Annotated in this window: 18 protein-coding genes and 1 pseudogene; 10 read left to right on the plus strand and 9 right to left on the minus strand. The window is 63.6% G+C overall.

Translation table 11 applies throughout. The annotated features are described in order from the left end of the window. Positions 1-139 precede the first annotated feature (139 nt). Genes H8B03_RS11930 through gmk form a run of 3 tightly spaced genes read right to left on the minus strand, consistent with a single transcriptional unit; the run spans position 140 to position 2,452 of the window. Complete coding sequence (locus tag H8B03_RS11930) at positions 140-1,240, minus strand: cell wall metabolism sensor histidine kinase WalK (RefSeq protein WP_193142086.1); 1,101 nt, start codon at positions 1,238-1,240, stop codon at positions 140-142. Positions 1,241-1,280: 40 nt separating this feature from the next. Continuing rightward, positions 1,281-1,814 (minus strand): gamma carbonic anhydrase family protein, encoded by a 534-nt coding sequence (locus H8B03_RS11935; protein WP_193142087.1) that lies wholly within the window; start codon positions 1,812-1,814, stop codon positions 1,281-1,283. Further along, positions 1,811-2,452 carry a guanylate kinase gene (gene gmk / locus H8B03_RS11940; RefSeq protein WP_193142088.1) on the minus strand — a complete coding sequence of 214 codons (642 nt, stop codon included), beginning with the start codon at positions 2,450-2,452 and terminating at the stop codon, positions 1,811-1,813. The genes H8B03_RS11935 and gmk overlap by 4 nt, the downstream gene beginning before the upstream one ends. A 343-nt stretch (positions 2,453-2,795) precedes the next feature. On the opposite strand from gmk, the gene H8B03_RS11945 reads away from it, so the two are divergent. Beyond that, positions 2,796-3,464 (plus strand): PAS domain-containing protein, encoded by a 669-nt coding sequence (locus H8B03_RS11945; RefSeq protein WP_226925884.1) that lies wholly within the window; start codon positions 2,796-2,798, stop codon positions 3,462-3,464. A gap of 77 nt (positions 3,465-3,541) precedes the next feature. Here H8B03_RS11945 and H8B03_RS11950 read toward each other — a convergent pair whose 3' ends face one another. After that, on the minus strand, positions 3,542-4,912 hold the full coding sequence (locus H8B03_RS11950; RefSeq protein ID WP_193142089.1) for a class II 3-deoxy-7-phosphoheptulonate synthase: 1,371 nt from the start codon (positions 4,910-4,912) through the stop codon (positions 3,542-3,544). Positions 4,913-5,108: 196 nt separating this feature from the next. On the opposite strand from H8B03_RS11950, the gene H8B03_RS11955 reads away from it, so the two are divergent. Then, positions 5,109-6,089: a GlxA family transcriptional regulator gene (locus tag H8B03_RS11955; protein WP_193142090.1), complete on the plus strand. Its 981-nt coding sequence runs from the start codon at positions 5,109-5,111 to the stop codon at positions 6,087-6,089. Positions 6,090-6,131: 42 nt separating this feature from the next. On the opposite strand, the gene H8B03_RS11960 is transcribed toward H8B03_RS11955, so the two are convergent. Continuing rightward, complete coding sequence (locus tag H8B03_RS11960; protein ID WP_193142091.1) at positions 6,132-7,250, minus strand: PQQ-dependent sugar dehydrogenase; 1,119 nt, start codon at positions 7,248-7,250, stop codon at positions 6,132-6,134. A gap of 156 nt (positions 7,251-7,406) precedes the next feature. Between H8B03_RS11960 and H8B03_RS11965 the strand changes: the two genes are divergently transcribed. The 7 genes from H8B03_RS11965 to H8B03_RS11995 all read left to right on the plus strand — a co-directional run bounded on the left by H8B03_RS11965 (position 7,407) and on the right by H8B03_RS11995 (position 13,272). After that, positions 7,407-8,597 carry an ABC transporter substrate-binding protein gene (locus H8B03_RS11965; protein WP_193142092.1) on the plus strand — a complete coding sequence of 397 codons (1,191 nt, stop codon included), beginning with the start codon at positions 7,407-7,409 and terminating at the stop codon, positions 8,595-8,597. Positions 8,598-8,675: 78 nt separating this feature from the next. Beyond that, a complete protein-coding gene (locus H8B03_RS11970) occupies positions 8,676-9,464 on the plus strand; it encodes an ABC transporter ATP-binding protein (protein WP_193142094.1) in 789 nt (262 codons plus the stop codon). Then, positions 9,461-10,171 carry an ABC transporter ATP-binding protein gene (locus H8B03_RS11975; RefSeq protein WP_193142097.1) on the plus strand — a complete coding sequence of 237 codons (711 nt, stop codon included), beginning with the start codon at positions 9,461-9,463 and terminating at the stop codon, positions 10,169-10,171. The genes H8B03_RS11970 and H8B03_RS11975 overlap by 4 nt, the downstream gene beginning before the upstream one ends. A 5-nt stretch (positions 10,172-10,176) precedes the next feature. Then, positions 10,177-10,587 (plus strand): hypothetical protein, encoded by a 411-nt coding sequence (locus tag H8B03_RS11980; protein WP_193142099.1) that lies wholly within the window; start codon positions 10,177-10,179, stop codon positions 10,585-10,587. Further along, entirely contained in the window at positions 10,584-10,961 is a 378-nt protein-coding gene (locus tag H8B03_RS11985) for a hypothetical protein (protein ID WP_193142101.1), read from the plus strand. The genes H8B03_RS11980 and H8B03_RS11985 overlap by 4 nt, the downstream gene beginning before the upstream one ends. Further along, on the plus strand, positions 10,958-11,971 hold the full coding sequence (locus H8B03_RS11990; protein ID WP_193142103.1) for a branched-chain amino acid ABC transporter permease: 1,014 nt from the start codon (positions 10,958-10,960) through the stop codon (positions 11,969-11,971). The genes H8B03_RS11985 and H8B03_RS11990 overlap by 4 nt, the downstream gene beginning before the upstream one ends. Then, positions 11,968-13,272, plus strand: a complete 1,305-nt coding sequence (locus H8B03_RS11995) for a branched-chain amino acid ABC transporter permease (protein ID WP_193142104.1) — start codon at positions 11,968-11,970, stop codon at positions 13,270-13,272. The genes H8B03_RS11990 and H8B03_RS11995 overlap by 4 nt, the downstream gene beginning before the upstream one ends. Before the next feature lie 66 nt (positions 13,273-13,338). Here H8B03_RS11995 and H8B03_RS12000 read toward each other — a convergent pair whose 3' ends face one another. From H8B03_RS12000 to H8B03_RS12015, 4 genes are all read right to left on the minus strand, one after another. Beyond that, positions 13,339-14,148, minus strand: a complete 810-nt coding sequence (locus H8B03_RS12000) for a hypothetical protein (RefSeq protein WP_193142106.1) — start codon at positions 14,146-14,148, stop codon at positions 13,339-13,341. Positions 14,149-14,262: 114 nt separating this feature from the next. Continuing rightward, positions 14,263-14,694: a hypothetical protein gene (locus H8B03_RS12005; RefSeq protein ID WP_193142108.1), complete on the minus strand. Its 432-nt coding sequence runs from the start codon at positions 14,692-14,694 to the stop codon at positions 14,263-14,265. A 391-nt stretch (positions 14,695-15,085) separates the two neighbouring features. Continuing rightward, positions 15,086-16,465, minus strand: a complete 1,380-nt coding sequence (locus tag H8B03_RS12010; protein WP_193142109.1) for a sensor histidine kinase — start codon at positions 16,463-16,465, stop codon at positions 15,086-15,088. After that, positions 16,465-17,133, minus strand: coding sequence for a response regulator transcription factor (locus H8B03_RS12015; protein WP_193142112.1), 669 nt, complete (start codon positions 17,131-17,133; stop codon positions 16,465-16,467). The genes H8B03_RS12010 and H8B03_RS12015 overlap by 1 nt, the downstream gene beginning before the upstream one ends. 138 nt (positions 17,134-17,271) lie before the next feature. Here H8B03_RS12015 and H8B03_RS12020 point away from each other — a divergent pair. Then, a pseudogene (locus H8B03_RS12020) lies at positions 17,272-18,360 on the plus strand (tricarboxylate transporter). The last annotated feature ends 22 nt before the right edge of the window (positions 18,361-18,382 follow it).

Genomic DNA, 18,382 nt, shown 5'->3' on the forward strand with positions numbered 1-18,382 from the left:
TGCTCCTGATTGAATATTCGCCAGGCGACCCTTCCACAAGGATCTCCCTGACGCGGGGCGTATGCCATCCGGGTCGAGCTTTTGTGACGGTTCGGTAACTGTTTTATGACAAACGCCGGGGCTTATCCGTGACCTTGGGTCATTTGCCCCGAACCGGCAGGCTGATCCGAAACCGGCTGCCCTTGCCCGGGGTGCTGTCGATCTTCAGGTGACCGCGATGGCGGTTCATGATGTGCTTGACGATGGCCAGCCCCAGCCCGGTGCCGCCCGCCGATTGCGCCCGGTGATCGTCGGCGCGGTAGAACCGCTCGGTCAGTCGGTGCAGGTGGATGGTGTCGATCCCCGGCCCCTCGTCGGCCACGGTCACAGCCACCGCGGCCGAGCCGAGATTCGGATCGCGGGCCACCAGTTCGTACTGGATATGAATCACCCCGCCCGCGCCGCCGTACTTGATGGCGTTCTCGATCAGGTTGGTGAACACCTGCCGCAACTGGTCCGCATCGCCGCGCACCTGTGGCAGGTCTGGTGCCGCGCCGATATCGAAGACCACCCCGGCGGCTTCGGCCAGGGGGCGCAGGCTCAGGCAGACCGAATCCACAATGTCCGGCAGCGACTGCAATTCGGTGGGCCGCACCCGTTCCTCGGATTCCACCCGCGACAGCGACAGCAGGTCGTCCACCAGCCGGTTCATGCGCTCCGCCTCGCGCGCCATGATTTCCAGAAACCGGTCGCGTGCGGCGGCATCGTCCCGGGCCGGACCGCGCAGGGTTTCGATAAACCCCACAAGGGCGGTCAGCGGCGTGCGCAATTCATGGCTGACATTGGCAACGAAGTCGCGGCGCATCTGGCTGGCGGTTTCGATCGAGGTCACGTCCTCAAGGCTGGTCAGCACTGCCGACACCGGGGTGCTTTCGATCGGCGTGCAGGTGACGCGATAGACCGTTTCGGTGGCCAGATCCTTGTGCACGAAGCGCGCGTGATGTGGGCGGGCATCCTGAAACGTGCCGGCGATGGCGTCGGTCACATCCGGATGCCGCAGCACCGTCAGAAAGTGCCGCCCGACCATGTTGCGTCCCAGCAGCTTTTCGGCGCGCGGGTTCAGGGCGACGATGCGTTCGTCCTGCCCCACAAGGATCAGCGGCAGCGGCACGCCGTTGAGCAGCGCCGATACATCGGTCACCGCAAGGTTGCCGGCCTGTTTGGGCCGAAACGTCTCTGCATCCTGCGGGGATCGCGCCATGGCCGTCTCCTGCGTGGTGTTGCCTGCCGTCAGGGGCGGGTCACTCGGCCAGCGGGTCCAGCCCGTCGCGGAAGCGGCGCATGTTGGCCTGGTAGCCTTCGGCCGAGCGGGTCAGTCCGGCAATGGCGTCCTCCGTCAGGTCGCGCACGACCTTGGCCGGCACCCCCATTACCAGCGATCCGTCGGGAATATCCTTGCCCTCGGTCACCAGTGCCCCGGCGCCGATCAGGCAGTTGCGCCCGATTTTCGCACCATTCAGCACCGTGGCGCCCATGCCGATCAGGCTGTTGTCGCCGATGGTGCAGCCATGCAGCATCGCCTTGTGGGCCACCGTGCAATTGCGCCCGATGGTCAGGGGATAGCCCATGTCGGTGTGCAGCACGCAGTTTTCCTGGATGTTGCTGCCCGGTCCGACGTGGATCAACTCGTTGTCGCCGCGCAGGGTGCAGCCGAACCAGACCGAACTGCCGCTGTCCAGCCGCACCTTTCCGATCACATTGGCCGTCGGGGCGACCCAGACATCGCCATCCTCGGGCAGCACCGGGGTTTCACCGTTCAATGCATACAGGGTCATAGCCGCTCCTCGAATTCCGTGTTGAGCCCGCGCACGAAGGCTGTCAGGCCAGGCCGCCGGATGCGCTTCAGCCGTTCGGCCGTCACGATGGCCTGCACTTCGGCTTCGGCGATGTCGATATCCTCGTTCACCAGCACATAGTCGTATTCGGCCCAATGGCTGATTTCGTCACGCGACCGCTTCATGCGGCCCGCGATCACCTCGTCACTGTCCTGACCGCGGCTGTTCAACCGGCGCTCCAGCTCGGCGATGGAGGGCGGCAGCACGAAGATCGACACCACGTCCTCGGCCCGCAGCGAATTGCGCACCTGCTGTCCGCCCTGCCAGTCGATGTCGAGAAGGATGTCCCGGCCCGTTTCCAGCGCGGCCACAACCGGCGATTTCGGGGTGCCATAGAAATTTCCGAACACCTCGGCATGTTCCAGAAGCTCGCCCTCGGCCACCATGCCGCGGAACTGGTCGTGGCTGTGGAAGAAATATTCCCGCCCGTGTGCCTCGCCCGGACGTGGGGCGCGGGTGGTGGCCGAGACCGAAAAGCCGATCTCGGGATCCCAGGCGCGCAGGCGCTTTGCCAGGGTGGATTTCCCCGCGCCCGAAGGCGATGACAGGATGATCAGCAAACCGCGACGCTGGGACATGGGAACCCTTCTGGCTGGACAAGTCGTGCGGCAAATGACGCGGAATAGCCTGTGGGGTCAAGCCCGCGCAAGCGCCCTGCACGTCCCGGTGCCGGGTGACACAGGCAAACGGAGTTGGCCCCCGCGCCGGACGGTAATCCCAATAAATTAACCAGCGCGTCAAATTGAACAACACATTGAGTGAAATCTGTGTCAAATATCCCCCGCCCCCGGCAGGAAATCGACCTCGCAGCGGGGTGGGCAAAACGAGTCTGCAAGGTCAGGGGACTGTGATATGCATGGGGAAAGCGACTTCGGCACAAACATGACAAATGTCGTGCCGTTTGGAATAGGCACCGCTGACATGAAACATCCGGCGCTGGCACAGATCGAAGCCTATTGGGAAGCCCTTCGCGGTGATCGTCTGACCCCGTTGCGGTCCGAGGTTGACCCGCGCGGCATTGATCGCGCGCTGGAACATGCCTTCATCCTTGAGCGTATTGCCCCCGGCGTGGCCCGGTTCCGGCTGGCCGGGATGCATCTGAACGATCTGATGGGCATGGAAGTGCGCGGCATGCCCGTCACCGCCTTCATCGCCCCGAAAGCCCGCGACCAGATCAGCGATGCGCTGGAGCATGTGTTCGAAGCCCCGGCCCGCGCCCGTATCCGGCTGACCGGCAGCGCCCCTGTCGGCGCCTCGAAGGCCGAGGCCGAGATGGTGCTTCTGCCCCTGCGCAGTGATCTGGGCGACATCAGTCGTGCGCTGGGATGTCTGGTGTCACAGAGGATTACCGGAAAACCGCCACATCGGTTCGGCATCGCCTCGGTCGACCTGGAGCGTCTGTCGGACAGCGATGTTGAGGTGCCGGAATACCGCCAGGCTGCCAGCGACGAACCAGCCCCGGCGATGCAGGAACGTCAGGCGCCCTTCGCATCACCGCACCCCGCGAAAAACGACGCGGCAAAGGACACGGCGGGCGACGGACCGGACGGCGCCCGGCATCTGCGGCTTGTGCACAATCGGGACGATTGATCCGATCTGACCACGCCCGACACCGAAAAAAGGCGGACCCGAGGGGCCCGCCTTTCTTGTGTCACGATGGCTAAGGGTCAGAGCGCGGCAGCCGCTCCGGACCCGCCAGAGGTCGAGAGTTCTTCGGCCACAAGGAACGCCAGTTCCAGCGATTGCGAGGCATTCAGGCGCGGATCGCAAGCGGTGTGATAGCGCGAGGACAGGTCATCCTCGGTCACGTCGCGCACGCCGCCGGTGCATTCGGTCACGTCCTTGCCGGTCATTTCGAAATGCACGCCGCCGGGATGGGTGCCCTCGGCCTTGTGGATGGCGAAGAATTCGCGCACTTCGCGCAGCACGCTGTCGAAGGGCCGGGTCTTGTAACCGGTCGCCGACTTGATGGTGTTGCCGTGCATCGGGTCGCACGACCAGACCACGTTGGCGCCTTCCTCCTGCACGGTCTTGATCAGTCGCGGCAGATGCTCGCCCACGCTGCCCGCGCCGAAGCGGGCGATCAGGGTCAGACGTCCGGCTTCGTTATTGGGGTTCAGCTTCTCCATCAGCACCTTGAGATCTTCAACGGTGGTGGTGGGCCCGCATTTCAGACCGATGGGGTTTTGTACGCCGCGGCAGAATTCCACATGCGCGCCATCGGGCTGACGGGTGCGGTCGCCGATCCACAGCAGATGTCCCGAACCCGCCACCGGCTTGCCGGAGGTGGAATCGATCCGGCACAAGGCTTCTTCGTATTCCAGCAGCAGCGCTTCATGGCTGGTGTAGAAATCCACCGTGTGCAGGGTCGGCGCCACTTCCGATGACACGCCGGCGGCGTTGATGAAGTCCAGCGCATCCGAGATGCCGTTGGCCATCTCGCTGTAGCGGTCGATCTCGGCCTTGTCGGTGAAACCCAGCGTCCAGGCGTGCACCTGGTGCATGTCCGCATAGCCGCCCTGGCTGAAGGCGCGCAGCAGGTTCAGCGAGGCCGCGGCCTGGGTGTAGGCCTGCAACATCCGCCGCGGATCGGGAATGCGCGCTTCCGGGGTGAAGTCGATGTCGTTGATGATGTCGCCACGGTAGGATGGCAGTTCCACACCACCGATGGTTTCCGTCGCCGCCGAGCGCGGCTTGGCGAACTGCCCGGCCATACGGCCGATCTTGACCACCGGCACCTTGGCGCCCCAGGTCAGCACCATCGCCATCTGCAGCATCACCTTGAAGGTGTCACGGATCGAATCCGCGCTGAACTCGCCAAAGCTTTCGGCGCAGTCGCCGCCCTGCAACAGGAAGGCCTCGCCGCGTGCGACCTTGGCCAGTTCGGACTTCAGCGTGCGCACTTCGCCGGCAAAGACCAGCGGCGGATAGCTTGAAAGCTGGCTTTCAACGGCTGCAAGCGCATCTGCATCGGTATAATCCGGCATCTGCACCCGGGGCTTCGTTCTCCAGTCTGATTTCATCCATGAGTTGGTCATGGGAGCCTCCGCTATATCTGGCCCGAGTTGTTTGAGCCGGCTCTGCCTATAGCCGCTAACATTGGAAATGAAAACACGCTTGCAGCGGCTGATTGCTGCGGGCGCGGGGCGTCTGGGCGGAATATTCAAGCTTCCTCTGGACCCGGCCTTCCAAGTCAGGCTTCTATACGGCACCAAGACCGGCCAGGAGCGTCCCATGACCTCACCCCTACCGCCCACCGAGACGCGGCGCTTCGTCTTTGTTCTATTGCCGAAATTCAGCCTGCTGGCCTTTGCCGCGGCAATCGAGGCGCTGCGCCTGGCCAACCGGACGGCGACCCGCGAGGTGTTTTCCTGGAGCCTGGTGGGCGAGGATGCGGGGACCGCCACCTGTTCGGCGGGCACCAGCTTTGCCCTTGATGGCGGGCTGGAGGAGTTGCGGCGGGAAGATGTCATCGTGCTGTGCGGCGGTCTGGATATTCAGGACGCCAGCACCAAGCGCCTGCTGAACTGGTTGCGACGCGAGTCGCGGCGCGGCTGTACAGTGGCCGGCCTGTGCACCGGCGCGCATGTCATGGCCCGGGCCGGGTTGCTGGACGGGCGCAAGGCCACGATACACTGGGAAAACTACGACAGTTTCGCCGAGGATTTCCTGGATGTGGATCTGACCAAGTCGGTCTTCGTGATGGATGGCAACCGCTATACCTGTGCCGGGGGCACCGCGGCCATCGACCTGATGCTGAAACTGGTGGCCAATACCGCCGGCAACGATATCGCCTCGAACGTGGCGGACATGCTGATCTATTCCTCGATCCGCACCGATCAGGACACCCAGAGGCTGTCGATCCCGACCCGGATCGGGGTGCGGCATCCCAAGCTGGCGGCGGTGATCCAAGAGATGGAACAGAACATCGAAGAGCCGATCAGCCCGTCGATCCTGGCCCGTGACGTGGGCCTGTCGACGCGGCAACTGGAACGGTTGTTCCGGCGTTATCTGAACCGCTCGCCCAAGCGATACTACATGGAGTTGCGGCTACAGAAAGCGCGCAACCTGCTGATGCAGACCGATATGAGCGTCATCAATGTGGCGCTGGCCTGCGGGTTCACCTCGCCGTCGCATTTTTCCAAATGCTACCGCGCGCAATACGAGACCACGCCCTACCGTGAACGCGGGGCGCAGGCGGCGCAGGAAGACTGATCCGCCTCCGGCGGGAGTATTTGTGCCAAAAAGAAACAAGGGTCACTCCGCCGGAGTAATGCGGTAGGCGGTGCCGTCGTTTTCCGACAGGAACCAGAGGCTGCCGTCCGGCGCTTCGCGAATGTCGCGGACTCGGCCAGTCTGCGGCGCCGATAGGCGTTCGGCCTCGGTCCGGGTCTCGCCGTCGATACGGCTGATCATGTCGAATTTCAGCGAGCCCGCGAAGATGTCGCCACGCCATTGCGGCCAGAGCTTGCCGGAATAGATCACCAGCCCGGACGGCGCGATGGAGGGATCCCAGTAGTGGGCGGGCTGCGCCATCCCCGGTTTCACGGTGCCTTCGCCGATCCTTGCGCCCGAGTAGTGGCGGCCATAGGCGATCACCGGCCAGCCATAGTTGGCGCCCTTGCGAATGCGGTTCAGCTCATCCCCGCCGCGGGCGCCATGTTCGGTGATCCAAAGCTGGCCGCGCGCATCCAGGGCCGCACCCTGCGGGTTGCGATGGCCATAGGACCAGATTTCAGGCCGGGCGCCGGGGGTGGCGGTGAATGGATTGTCCGCCGGGGCCTGCCCGTCGCGGGTCAGGCGCAGGACGGTGCCGTTGTGGCGCGACAGATCCTGTGCGGCGGCGCGGTCGCCGCGATCGCCAATGGTCATGAAAAGGGTGCCATCGGGGGCCTCGACCAGACGCGCGCCGAAATGGCGGCCGCCGGAGCTTCCCTTCGCGATCTGGAACAGCTGCTGCACTTCCGTCAGGCGCGTGCCGTCCTTCGTCAGACGCCCGCGTCCCAGGGCCGTGCCACTGCCGCCCGGCTGGGGCTTGGCATAGGTAAAGAATACCTCGCGTCGGGTGGCGAAATCGCGCGGCACGAGGATGTCCAGAAGGCCGCCCTGCCCCGGTGTCGCGATCTTTGGAAGGCCCGTCACCGACGTCGCGCGGCCCTCGCGAACGTGCAACAAGCGCCCGTCGCGTTCGGTGATCAGCAGGCCGCCTCCGGGCAGGAACCCAAGCGCCCAGGGCATGTCGAGACCAGTGACCATCGGTGTGAGCGTCAGGCGACCGGCGGAACTGTCCACCGTTTGGGCGGTCGCAGAGAGGGACAGCCCGAGACCCAAAGTCACGATGGCGAGAAGGCGGAAGGAATGTCGAAGCGCGATCATACCCGGAATCTAGCCCCCCTGGCGGTGCATGACCGCAAACATTCCCGTGAGGACCCAACGGAAGCTTCCGTTGCGGAGACTTCCCATTTCCGCAAGGTCGGACTAGCGTCTGAGTCGTAGGCTTCACGTTCGAAGACTCCAACACGGGAGAAAAACATGAAAAAACTGCTGACGGCCACCGCCGTAACGGCATTGACTGCCGGGTCCGCTTTTGCAGCCGGCGAAGAAATCAAGATCGGTGTTCTTCTGGGCTTCTCGGGTCCGCTGGAATCGCTTGCCGGGCCGATGGCCGGTGGCGCGGAACTGGCGATTGCCGAAGTGAGCGAGAGCGGCATGCTGATGGATGGCGCCAAGGTCACGCCGGTGCGCGGCGATTCCACCTGCGTGGACGCGGCTGCGGCCACGGCGGCTGGCGAACGGCTGATCACCTCGGATGGGGTGGCTGCGATCATGGGCGCGATGTGTTCGGGCGCGACCGGCGCAGTGCTCAGCAACGTGGCCATGCCCAATGGCACGGTGATGATCTCGCCCTCCGCGTCTTCGCCCGGCCTGAGTGCCGCAGAGGACAACGGATTGTTCTTCCGCACCGCGCCCTCCGATGCCCGCCAGGGTGTGGTGATGGCCGACATCATCACTGAACGCGGCATTTCGGAAGTCGCCGTGACCTATACCAACAACGACTATGGCAAGGGGCTGGCCGACAGCTTTGCCCAGGCCTTTGAAGCCGCAGGCGGCACCGTGACCATCGTCGCACCGCATGACGACGGCAAGCCGGACTATTCGGCCGAGGTTGCCACGCTGGCCTCCGCCGGCGGTGAAGCGCTGGTCGTGGCCGGCTATGTGGACGAGGGCGGATCGGGCATGATCCAGGCCTCGCTCGACACCGGTGCCTTTGACCTCTTCGTGCTGCCCGACGGCATGGTCAGCGACAAGCTGGAAGAGAACTTCGGCGATGCCATCGAAGGATCCTTCGGCCAGGCGCCGGGATCGAACTCGGACGGCGGCGCGCTTTACGAAGAGATGGCGACAGCCGCCGGTGTCGACGGTGCCTCGGTTTATTCCAAGGAAGCCTATGATGCGGCGGCCTTGATCTTGTTGTCCATGCAGGCCGCGGGCTCGACCGCAGGCGCGGACTTCAAGTCCAAGATCATGGAAGTTGCCAACGCTCCGGGCGAGCCGATCCTGCCGGGTGAACTGGCCAAGGGTCTGGAAATCCTGAAGAATGGCGGCGACATCGACTATGTCGGCGCCTCTGCCGTGGAACTGATCGAACCGGGCGAAGCCGCTGGCGTCTACCGTGAAATCGAGATCAAGGACGGCAAGGTCACGGAGGTCGGCTTCCGCTGAGGGAAATTTGGCATGGCGTCCGACGCGACGCCATGCCATACGCCGCCCCCAAAGAGCTAGAACCAACAAGGGCGCGCCATGATAGCAGTCGAAAATCTGCACAGGCATTTCGGAGGGTTTCGGGCCGTTGACGGCGCGTCCCTGCGTATCCAGGACAAGTCGATCACCGGATTGATCGGGCCAAACGGCGCCGGTAAATCCACGCTTTTCAATGTGATCGCCGGTGTTCTTCCACCGACGTCGGGCCGTGTGACCATGGCGGGCGCGGATATCACCGGCCTGCCGCCGCACGAATTGTTTCACAAGGGGGTGCTGCGCACCTTCCAGATCGCGCATGAGTTCAGTTCGATGACCGTGCGTGAAAACCTGATGGTGGTGCCCGGCGCCCAAGCCGGTGAGACCCTTTGGAACGCCTGGTTCCGGCGCGCCGCAATCGCGCAGGAAGAAGCCACGCTGCGCAAGCAGGCCGACGAGGTGCTGGAATTCCTGACCATCGACCATCTGGCCGAGGAAAAGGCCGGCAACCTGTCGGGCGGGCAGAAAAAGCTGCTGGAGCTGGGCCGCACCATGATGGTGGATGCGCGCATCGTCTTTCTGGACGAGGTTGGCGCCGGGGTGAACCGCACCCTGCTGAACACCATCGGCGACGCCATCATTCGCCTGAACAAGGAACGCGGCTATACCTTCTGCGTGATCGAGCACGACATGGACTTCATCGGCCGCCTTTGCGACCCGGTGATCTGCATGGCCGAGGGCAAGGTGCTGGCCGAGGGGACGTTGGATGAGATCAAGGCCAACGAACAGGTGATCGAGGCCTATCTGGGCACCGGCCTGAAGAACAAGGTTCAGGCGGAGGCCAGCACATGAGCACACCTTTCCTGAATGCCGACAGCATGACCGGCGGCTATGGGGCCGCCGATATTCTGCATGGGTGCACGTTGTCCGTGGACAAGGGCCAGATCGCGGTGATCGTCGGGCCCAACGGCGCGGGCAAGTCGACTGCCATGAAGGCCGTGTTCGGGATGCTGAACCTGCGCGAGGGCAAGGTAACCCTTGGTGGACAGGATATCACCCATCTCAGCCCGCAGCAGCGGGTACATCTGGGCATGGGGTTCGTGCCGCAGACCCACAACATCTTCACGTCGATGACGGTGCAGGAAAACCTGGAAATGGGGGCGTTCATCCGCACCGATGATTTCCGCGGCACCATGGACCAGGTGTTCGAACTGTTTCCGATCCTGCACGAAAAACGCAATCAGGCCGCCGGGGAATTGTCCGGCGGGCAGCGTCAGCAGGTGGCGGTCGGTCGCGCGCTGATGACCAAACCCACCGTACTGATGCTGGACGAACCCACGGCCGGGGTCAGCCCGATCGTGATGGATGAATTGTTCGACCGGATCATCGAAGTGGCGCGCACCGGCATTTCGATCCTGATGGTCGAACAGAACGCGCGCCAGGCGCTGGAGATTGCCGACAAGGGCTATGTTCTGGTGCAGGGGCGCAACCGCTACACCGATACCGGGGCCGCCTTGCTGGCTGACCCGGATGTCCGCAAGAGCTTTCTGGGCGGATGACCGGCATGGGAGTTGTCATTGCAGCAGGCGCGCTTGCGGGCACGCCATCGGTGTCGGGGGCGGAGTTTCCGCCTGTCGGCACCCGCATGACCTGCACCTTCACCGAGGCCTGCATCGACCGCCGCCCTTGTTTCGACAGCCGGGCGCAGGTTGCGATTCAGGTGGTGGACGACGCGCTGGCCCTGCTGGATCTGGGCGAAGGTCAGCTGCGGCCGGCCCGCATCCTGCGCGAAGGTGTCTGGACCAGCTATCAAACCGAACCGGATCGCGACCACGGGTTGCGCACCCAGATCCTGGACATGGCCGAAGACGGGCGTGCATCGCTGGTCGTCTCCAGCCCCGGCGAGGCCGTGGGTATGCTGAGCCGCACCGGCACCTGCATCCGCCTGCCCGCGTCAGAGGAGACCACCCCATGACAGTCTTTCCTTTCCGCCCTGCCCTTGTCGCTGCAAGCCTTGCCCTGGCTCCCGGTCTGGCCGCCGCACAAAGCGTCGAGGTCGAATGTGTCTTTACCCTGGAGTGCTATGAGGCCGAGGCCTGCAACGAGGCCAACTTCAACCTGCGCGTCGGCAAGGGCGACAGCCCAACCGAAGCCGTGGTGCGCACGCCGGCGGAAACCTTTTCGGGCAATGTCGAGGGGCATGACAGCACCTCGCTGGTCTGGACCACCCGGACCGCCACCACCGCCCAGATCCTCAGTTGGGGCGCAGACGGCAGCGCCCGCTATACCCTGCATCTGACAGACGGCCCGGCCGTGGTCTCTTATCACGGGCATTGCGAGGCAAAATGACCGACTTCCTCAACGCCTTTATCGTTCTGGCCAACTTCGTGCTGGTGCCGGGCATCGCCTATGGCAGCCAGCTGGCGCTTGGAGCGCTTGGCGTGACGCTGATCTTCGCGATACTGCGGTTCACCAATATCGCCCATGGTGACACCATGGCTTTCGGGGCGATGATCACCATCTTCGTGACCTGGGCGCTCCAGGCTGCCGGGGTGTCGATCGATCCGCTGCCGACGGCCTTGCTGGCCCTGCCCGTGGGCATTGCCGCCACCGCCGTGCTGGTGCTTGCCACCGATCGGTTTGTTTACCAGTTCTACCGCAAGCAAAAGGTGGAACCGGTGATGCTGCTGATCGTATCGGTCGGCGTGATGTTCGTGATGAACGGGCTGGTGCGCTTCATCATCGGCCCCGACGATCAGCGTTTCACCGATGGCGAACGCTTCATCATCTCGTCCCGCACCTTCAAGGAAATGACCGGCCTGGCCGAAGGGCTGGCGATCAAGACCACGCAGGGCATCACCGTGGTCACGGCGATCCTGACCGTGGCGGCGCTGTTCTGGTTCCTGAACCGCACCCGCATGGGCAAATCCATGCGCGCCTATTCCGACAATGAGGATCTGGCGCTGCTGTCCGGCATCAACCCCGAACGGGTGGTGGCGGTAACCTGGGTGATCGTGGCGGCGCTGGCGACCATCGCGGGCGTGCTTTACGGCCTTGATAAAAGCTTCAAGCCCTTCACCTATTTCCACCTGCTGCTGCCGGTCTTCGCCGCGGCCATCGTCGGTGGTCTGGGCAATCCGCTGGGCGCGATCGCCGGCGGCTTCGTCATCGCCTTTTCCGAGGTGACGCTGACCTATGCCTTCAAGCGGGTGATCGGATACCTGGTGCCGGAAGGGATGGAGCCCTCGGGTCTCGTCCAGCTTCTGGCCACCGATTACAAATTCGCGGTCAGCTTCGCGATCCTTGTGATCGTGCTGTTGTTCAAGCCCACGGGGCTGTTTGCGGGGAAAAACACATGAGCCAGACAATGCGTGGCACGCTCCTGTTCCTGCTGGTGGCAGGCCTCATCCTGGCCACCGGGTTTTTGCAAAGCTGGAACTCGGCCCTTCTGATCCTGAACATGGGGTTGATTTCGGCGATCATGGCGCTGGGGGTGAACCTGCAATGGGGGTTCGCCGGTCTCTTCAACGTCGGCATCATGGGCTTTGTCGCCCTGGGCGGTCTGGCCGTGGTGCTGACCTCGATGCCTCCCGTGGGGGCTGCCTGGGCGGCGGGCGGGGCGCGGATGCTGCTGGCGCTGGCCGTGGGCGCCGGGGCCATCGTCGCGGCCATCTTCGCTTGGAAGTCCGTCACGCCCGGCCGCAAGCGGGCGCTGGTCATGACGGCGGTTCTGGTCGTTGGTTACATCGTGTACCGGCAGTTGTTCGATCCGGCCCGCGCCGCGATCGAGGCGGTGAACCCGACCCTAGAAGGCTACCTTGGCGGCGCCGGTCTGCCGGTGGTGTTCTCCTGGCCCGTGGGCATGGCGCTGGCGGCCGGGGCGGCCTGGCTGATCGGCAAGACGGCGCTGGGGCTGCGCTCTGACTATCTCGCCATTGCCACGCTGGGGATCTCGGAAATCATCATCGCTGTGATGAAGAACGAGGACTGGCTGAGCCGCGGCGTCAAGAACGTCAATGGCTTGCCCCGCCCGATGCCTTATGAGGTCGATCTGCAAAACGATCCCGGCTTTGTCGAGGCCGCCACGGGCTATGGTCTGGATCCGGTGACCGCCTCGACCCTGTACGTCAAGGCGGGCTACAGCCTGTATTTCACCGTCGTCCTGATCCTGCTGCTGGTGCTGGCGCAATTGGCCCTGCGGTCGCCCTGGGGCCGGATGATGCGCGCCATCCGCGACAACGAGGTGGCGGCGGCGGCCATGGGCAAGAACATCAAGAAGCGGCACCTGCAGATCTTCGTTCTGGGTTCGGCGGTTTGCGGTCTGGCGGGGGCGATGATGACCACGCTGGACGGCCAGTTGACCCCGGCCACCTATCAGCCGCTGCGCTATACCTTCCTGATCTGGGTGATGGTGATCATCGGCGGCTCGGGCAACAATTTCGGCGCAGTTCTGGGCGGGTTCCTTGTCTGGTTCCTGTGGGTGCAGGTCGAGCCGCTGGGACAGGTGTTCCTGCAGGTGGTCACCAGCCCGCTGACCGATGGCAGCCCGCTGAAAGAGCATCTGCTTGATGGCGCGGCCTACATGCGGCTTCTGACCATGGGGCTGCTGCTGCTGGTGGTGCTGCGGTTCAGCCCGCGCGGGTTGCTGCCGGAACGCTGAGCCTGCCCCGGCCATCTGCAGGCCTGCCTTTGCCTTTGCCTTGCCGGGCGGTGGGGTGCTGGGACGCTATTTGGTCACGCGCCCGGTGCCCAGCAACGCCCGGTCAAGGCATTGCGCGTAGACCCATGCCGTCTCCTCGACCCCCAGCCGGTTGCAGAGGCGCTTTGATGACGCGTTATCGGCGCGTACCCCGGTGATGAACCCGCGCGCGCCCTCGACTTCCCACATGTGGCATAGGGCCATCGCCCCCAGCAGCAAGGCGATCTTCTGGCCGCGCCGGTCTGGCCGTGTGGCCAACATCCCCCAGAACACGTCCCCCGCGTGCAGCGCGTCGGGATGATGCAGGCCGAAAGCCGAAGCCGTGGCCACCGGCGCGCCCGTCGGGTCCAGTGCGGCCAGCGTCAAGCCGCGCCGTGCTACCCCGCGCATCACGCTGCCCGGAACCGGCATGAGACCGCAGTCTTGGCAAAGTGCCGCGACATCCGCCACCACCTTCGTGTCGCTTGCCCGGTCCAGCCGGCACAGGCTCAGATCGGCAGGCATCTCGTGCTTGGCCAGTACGGCACGGCTGGCCGCATAGGCCCTCTTGCCACCGCGGAAATGCTCGTGACGGTCGGTGCCGAAACCCAGGGCTTGCACCTGGGAAAACAACGCATCGCACTCCGTCTTGGGTAAGTAGTAGCACACCCCGGCGCCCTGCAACCGTGCCAGGCTGATCAGCAATTCGGCCGTGTCCGCGACAGGCGTACTTAACGCCACCAGTCGGCCATAGCTTGCAAAGCGGGGATCCGATGACAACAGACGCCAAAGATCGGCACTGCGCCGCATCAAACCGACCTGCGCGGGGGTGCCGAAGTATTCCTCTTCATAGACCATGCGTCATCCCCTCCCCGTCGCGCCGTGGTCCCAGACTAGGCCAAAGCCGCGCCAAAACGAAAGGGCCGGCATTGTGTGAAATGCCGGCCCCTCCGCAAACCCATTTCGTGTTGATCAGAGCTTTTTCACGGTCCGTTCCCAACGTCCGTAAACATAGAACAGGAACGCCAGGGCACTGGAGCCTGCCATCAGGTACAGTCCGGTAAATCCGGCCAGACCCATGAGCGTGGGCCGGGTAAACAGGCTCCACCACACGGTCAGGAAGGTCATGCAGGCAAAGCCCGTGAACAGCAGCAGCACCGACCAGCGATTGCGGCGATAGAGCAGCCAGGCACCGGCAAGGCCGCTCCAGACCGTGACGGCCCAAAGCACGCTCAGCCACAGGGGCAAATCGCGAACGAATTGCAGCAACTCGGCGCTGTAGAAGTTGAGATAAGCCGCGATCCCAAGCTTGACCGCGACATAGTCGAGGACGGCAAGACCATAGAAAATCAGGGCCGCGATGGCGACAGGCCAATGGTGCCAGGGGGCTTTGCTGTTGGTCATAGAACACTCCACGAAGACTTGCGCGAGGTTCCCCCGCACAGGCGTCAAAGTCCAGCCCTTTGCCCGCGTCATGGCGCCTCTTGTGCGCCCGTTTCTGTCTCAATGGTGAGATGGACCTGTCCGCGACGCATTGCAATTCGATACCGTCAACCGTCGGCCCCAGGGGGAAGTGGTACATGGACAACAGATTGCACGTCTTGGTGGTGCAGGTCCGTTTCCAGTCCCGCCATTCTGCAACTTCAAGAAGATTGTCCCGGACCGTACTGGCCAGTCAGACAGAAGGCCGCCCCCCGATCCGCGACACCGCTTGCCAGGCAACACCGACAATGGCGGCATGATGGAACCGGCAGCCGATGCGCGAGACCGCGCTCTGGCCTGAATTCAACCGAAGTCATCCCGGCGCTTCGGCATTGGCAATCGGCAGCGCGAACGTCAGGCTAGCGCCGGTCTGCGACGGATTGATGCCCAGCGTTCCACCGTGGCGAACAGCAATAGACAATGCGATTGCCAGTCCCAAGCCGCTGCCGTTCGAAGGCTCGATCTGCGAAAAGCGGTCAAAGACGGATTGTGCCGCTTCCGGCGACAGGCCACGACCATCGTCCTCAACCTTGACGGTTGCCAATGCGCCTTCACGCCCGGTCTGGACGGCAATCCGGGAAAGGCTGACCCCGCCGTGTTTCTGGGCGTTGTCGATCAGGTTCTTCAATGCTTCCGACACAAAGAACCGGTCGGCAAAAACCGGAAGCGGCGTGCCGGCCGGTTTCAATTCGAACTCGAGACCCGAACCGAGAATCGCCGGCGCCAGATCCGCGCAGGTCTGTTCAACAAGGGCGCCGAGGTCGAAAATCTCCAAGGCATCTTCCCCATCGCCGTTCTGCAACCGGTCCAGCGACAGGAGCTGTTCGGTCACCCGCGCCGCGGAATGCGCTGCAAGCACAAGCTCATCCAGCCGTTGCCGCCGCTCGTCATCACTCATCGCATCGCGGGCGGCCTCGGCCATCGACTGCACTGCGGCGGTCGGGTTTCGCAACTGATGCGCTGCATTGGAAATGAAGACCTGGTGTTCCGAGATGTTTGCCTCGACCTTCTGAAACAATCGGTTCAGCGTCTCCACGATTCCACGGGTTTCGTCAGGAACAGCGCGCTTGATCGTGCTGAGATCGTTTGGAGAGCGGGCGGCAATGGCATCCTCAAGATCGACCAGAGGCCGCAACCCGACCCTGACCCCGAACCAGACCACAAGCGCAAGCGTCGCCAGAAGCGCGACAATCAGCGCAACGGCCCGCAGTGCCAGTTGGTAGGCAAAAGCATTGCGATCGGCAATGCGCTGCCAGACCGTCACTGTGGCATCACCTTCAAGATTGCCTATTGTCTGGCGCTCGGTCAGACGAAGGACGCGAACGGGCTCGCCGCGATAGGTCGCCGCAAAGAAGACCGGGCGATAGTTGTTCCCGTCCACGGACCCGCCGGTTGGCGGATAGGCGTACCCCGCGACGTAGATTCCGTCCGGGCCAGTGGCGTGATAGAAGACCTCTCCGCCCGAAACATCCGTGATCAGATCCCGGGTCGAGGGCAGCAACGCGTCGCCCTGGGAGATCGCTACATCGCGGGAAATCGCAAGGCCGGTCGACAGCAGCGTCCGGTCGAACAGTTCCGAGGCAGTGTCATGGGCTACCGTGTAGCGCCAAAACACCAGCAGCACGGCCATGAGCACGAGCGGCGTCAGGATCAGCGCAAAAAGCCGTTGCCGCAAGGAGAGCGTGCCGCGCATCAGCCTTCAACGTCAAGCATGTAGCCCAACCCGCGCGCGGTCTTGATGGACACGCCGCGCCCGGCCAGCCGACGGCGCAGGCGGGAAACATGCGGTTCGATTGCCCGGTCGTCCACGTCGGCGCCAACCCCGTAGACATGGTCTGTCAAATGCGCCTTCGAAACCAGACGGCCACGGCGCTCCAGCAGGCATTCGAATGTCGCCAGTTCCCGGCGCGGGATCTCCAGGACCTCGCTATCTGCCATCACTTGCCGGGCCGTGCGGTCAAACTCCAACCCGCCAATGCTTTCACGGGCGCCATAGTCCAGGTTCCGGCGTCGCGACAGGGCGCGGATCCGGGCCTCCAGTTCGTCCATTTCGAACGGTTTCACCAGGTAGTCGTCAGCGCCCAGGTCAAGCCCGGCCACCCGGTCGGAGGTTTCGGTGCGGGCGGTCAGCAGGATCACCGGAACCCCTTCGCCCCGCGCGCGCAGGCCCCTGAGAACCTCCAGCCCACTCCGGCCCGGCAAATTGATGTCAAGCACGACAAGGTCGGCCCCTTGTTGTGCCAGAAATGTGTCTGCGTCGTTTCCATTGTGGATCACGTCCGCGGAATGGCCGCGGTCGCGCAGCCGGTAGGCGATGGCATTCGCCAACGCCTCGTTGTCTTCCACGATCACGATACGCATTTTCCCTCCCACAAGCTTCGCGCAAGCTTGGCCCCTCATTTTGACCCCATTGAAGCGGGAATCAAATCCCGAATCTCTAATGAGCCCGGTGGTGAGAGGAACACCACCGCGGTTGACTGGTCACATCGGAGGACACCAATGACCCAATTTGCTTTCACTCGCCGCGTCGTTCTTGGAATGGTTGCAGCCGCTGCACTCTCCGCTCCGGCTGCCGCCGAAGTGGACTTTTCCGGCAAGACCATCGAATGGGTCATCCCCTTCTCGGAAACCGGCGGATCGGCCAAATGGGCGAATTTCTTCGGCCCGCTCCTCTCCGAGGCGCTGCCGGGCAACCCGACCGTTGTGGTGAAATTCATGCCCGGCGCAGGGTCCACCAAGGGCGCCAACTGGTTTCAGAACGAAAAGCACAAGGACGGAACGCTGCTCTTTGGCACGTCCGGTTCAACCCAGTTTCCCTACCTGCTGAACGATCCGCGCGTGCGTTAAGAATACAAGGACTGGATCCCGGTCATGGCCTCGGGCACGGGCGGCGTGGCCTACCTGAATCCGGAAGATGGCGCCAATTTCGATGGATCCGCAAACGCCCTGAAGGACACCAACTTCATCTTCGGATCGCAGGGGGCGACACGCCTGGATATCGTGCCGCTGCTGGCCTGGAAGATGCTTGGCATGAACGTCGAACCTGTGTTCGGCATCAAGGGGCGCGGCGACGGCCGGCTGATGTTCGAACGTGGCGAAGCCAACATCGACTACCAGACCTCGTCAAGCTATATCGGCGGATCGATGGCGATGGTCAACGATGGCAAGGCCGTCCCGATGATGACCTGGGGCGCGCTGGATGCAGATGGCAATATCGTCCGCGACCCGACTTTCCCGGACATCGCCACTTTCAAGGAAGTCTGTGAGGCGACCGACGGATGCGAAACGTCCGGCGAGACATGGGACGCCTGGAAGGCCTTCTTCATCTCGGGCTTCCCCGTCCAGAAGCTTGCCTTCCTGCCCGGTGACACGCCGCAGGATGTCGTTGACACGTACACCGCCGCCTTCAACGAGGTCATCGCGCGCGCCGACTTCGCCGAAATCTCGGCCAAGCGGGTCGGCGAATACCCCGTCTTCGTGGGCCCTGATGCACAAAAGGCGTTGGAAACCGCGATTTCGGTATCCGACGATGCGAAGGCCTACATCGTCAACTGGCTCGCCGAAGACTACGGCGTGACGCTCAAGTAAGACCCTCTGCTGCGCGACGCCG

This window comes from Meridianimarinicoccus sp. MJW13 (assembly GCF_014901205.1).
Taxonomy (GTDB): Bacteria; Pseudomonadota; Alphaproteobacteria; order Rhodobacterales; family Rhodobacteraceae; genus Meridianimarinicoccus.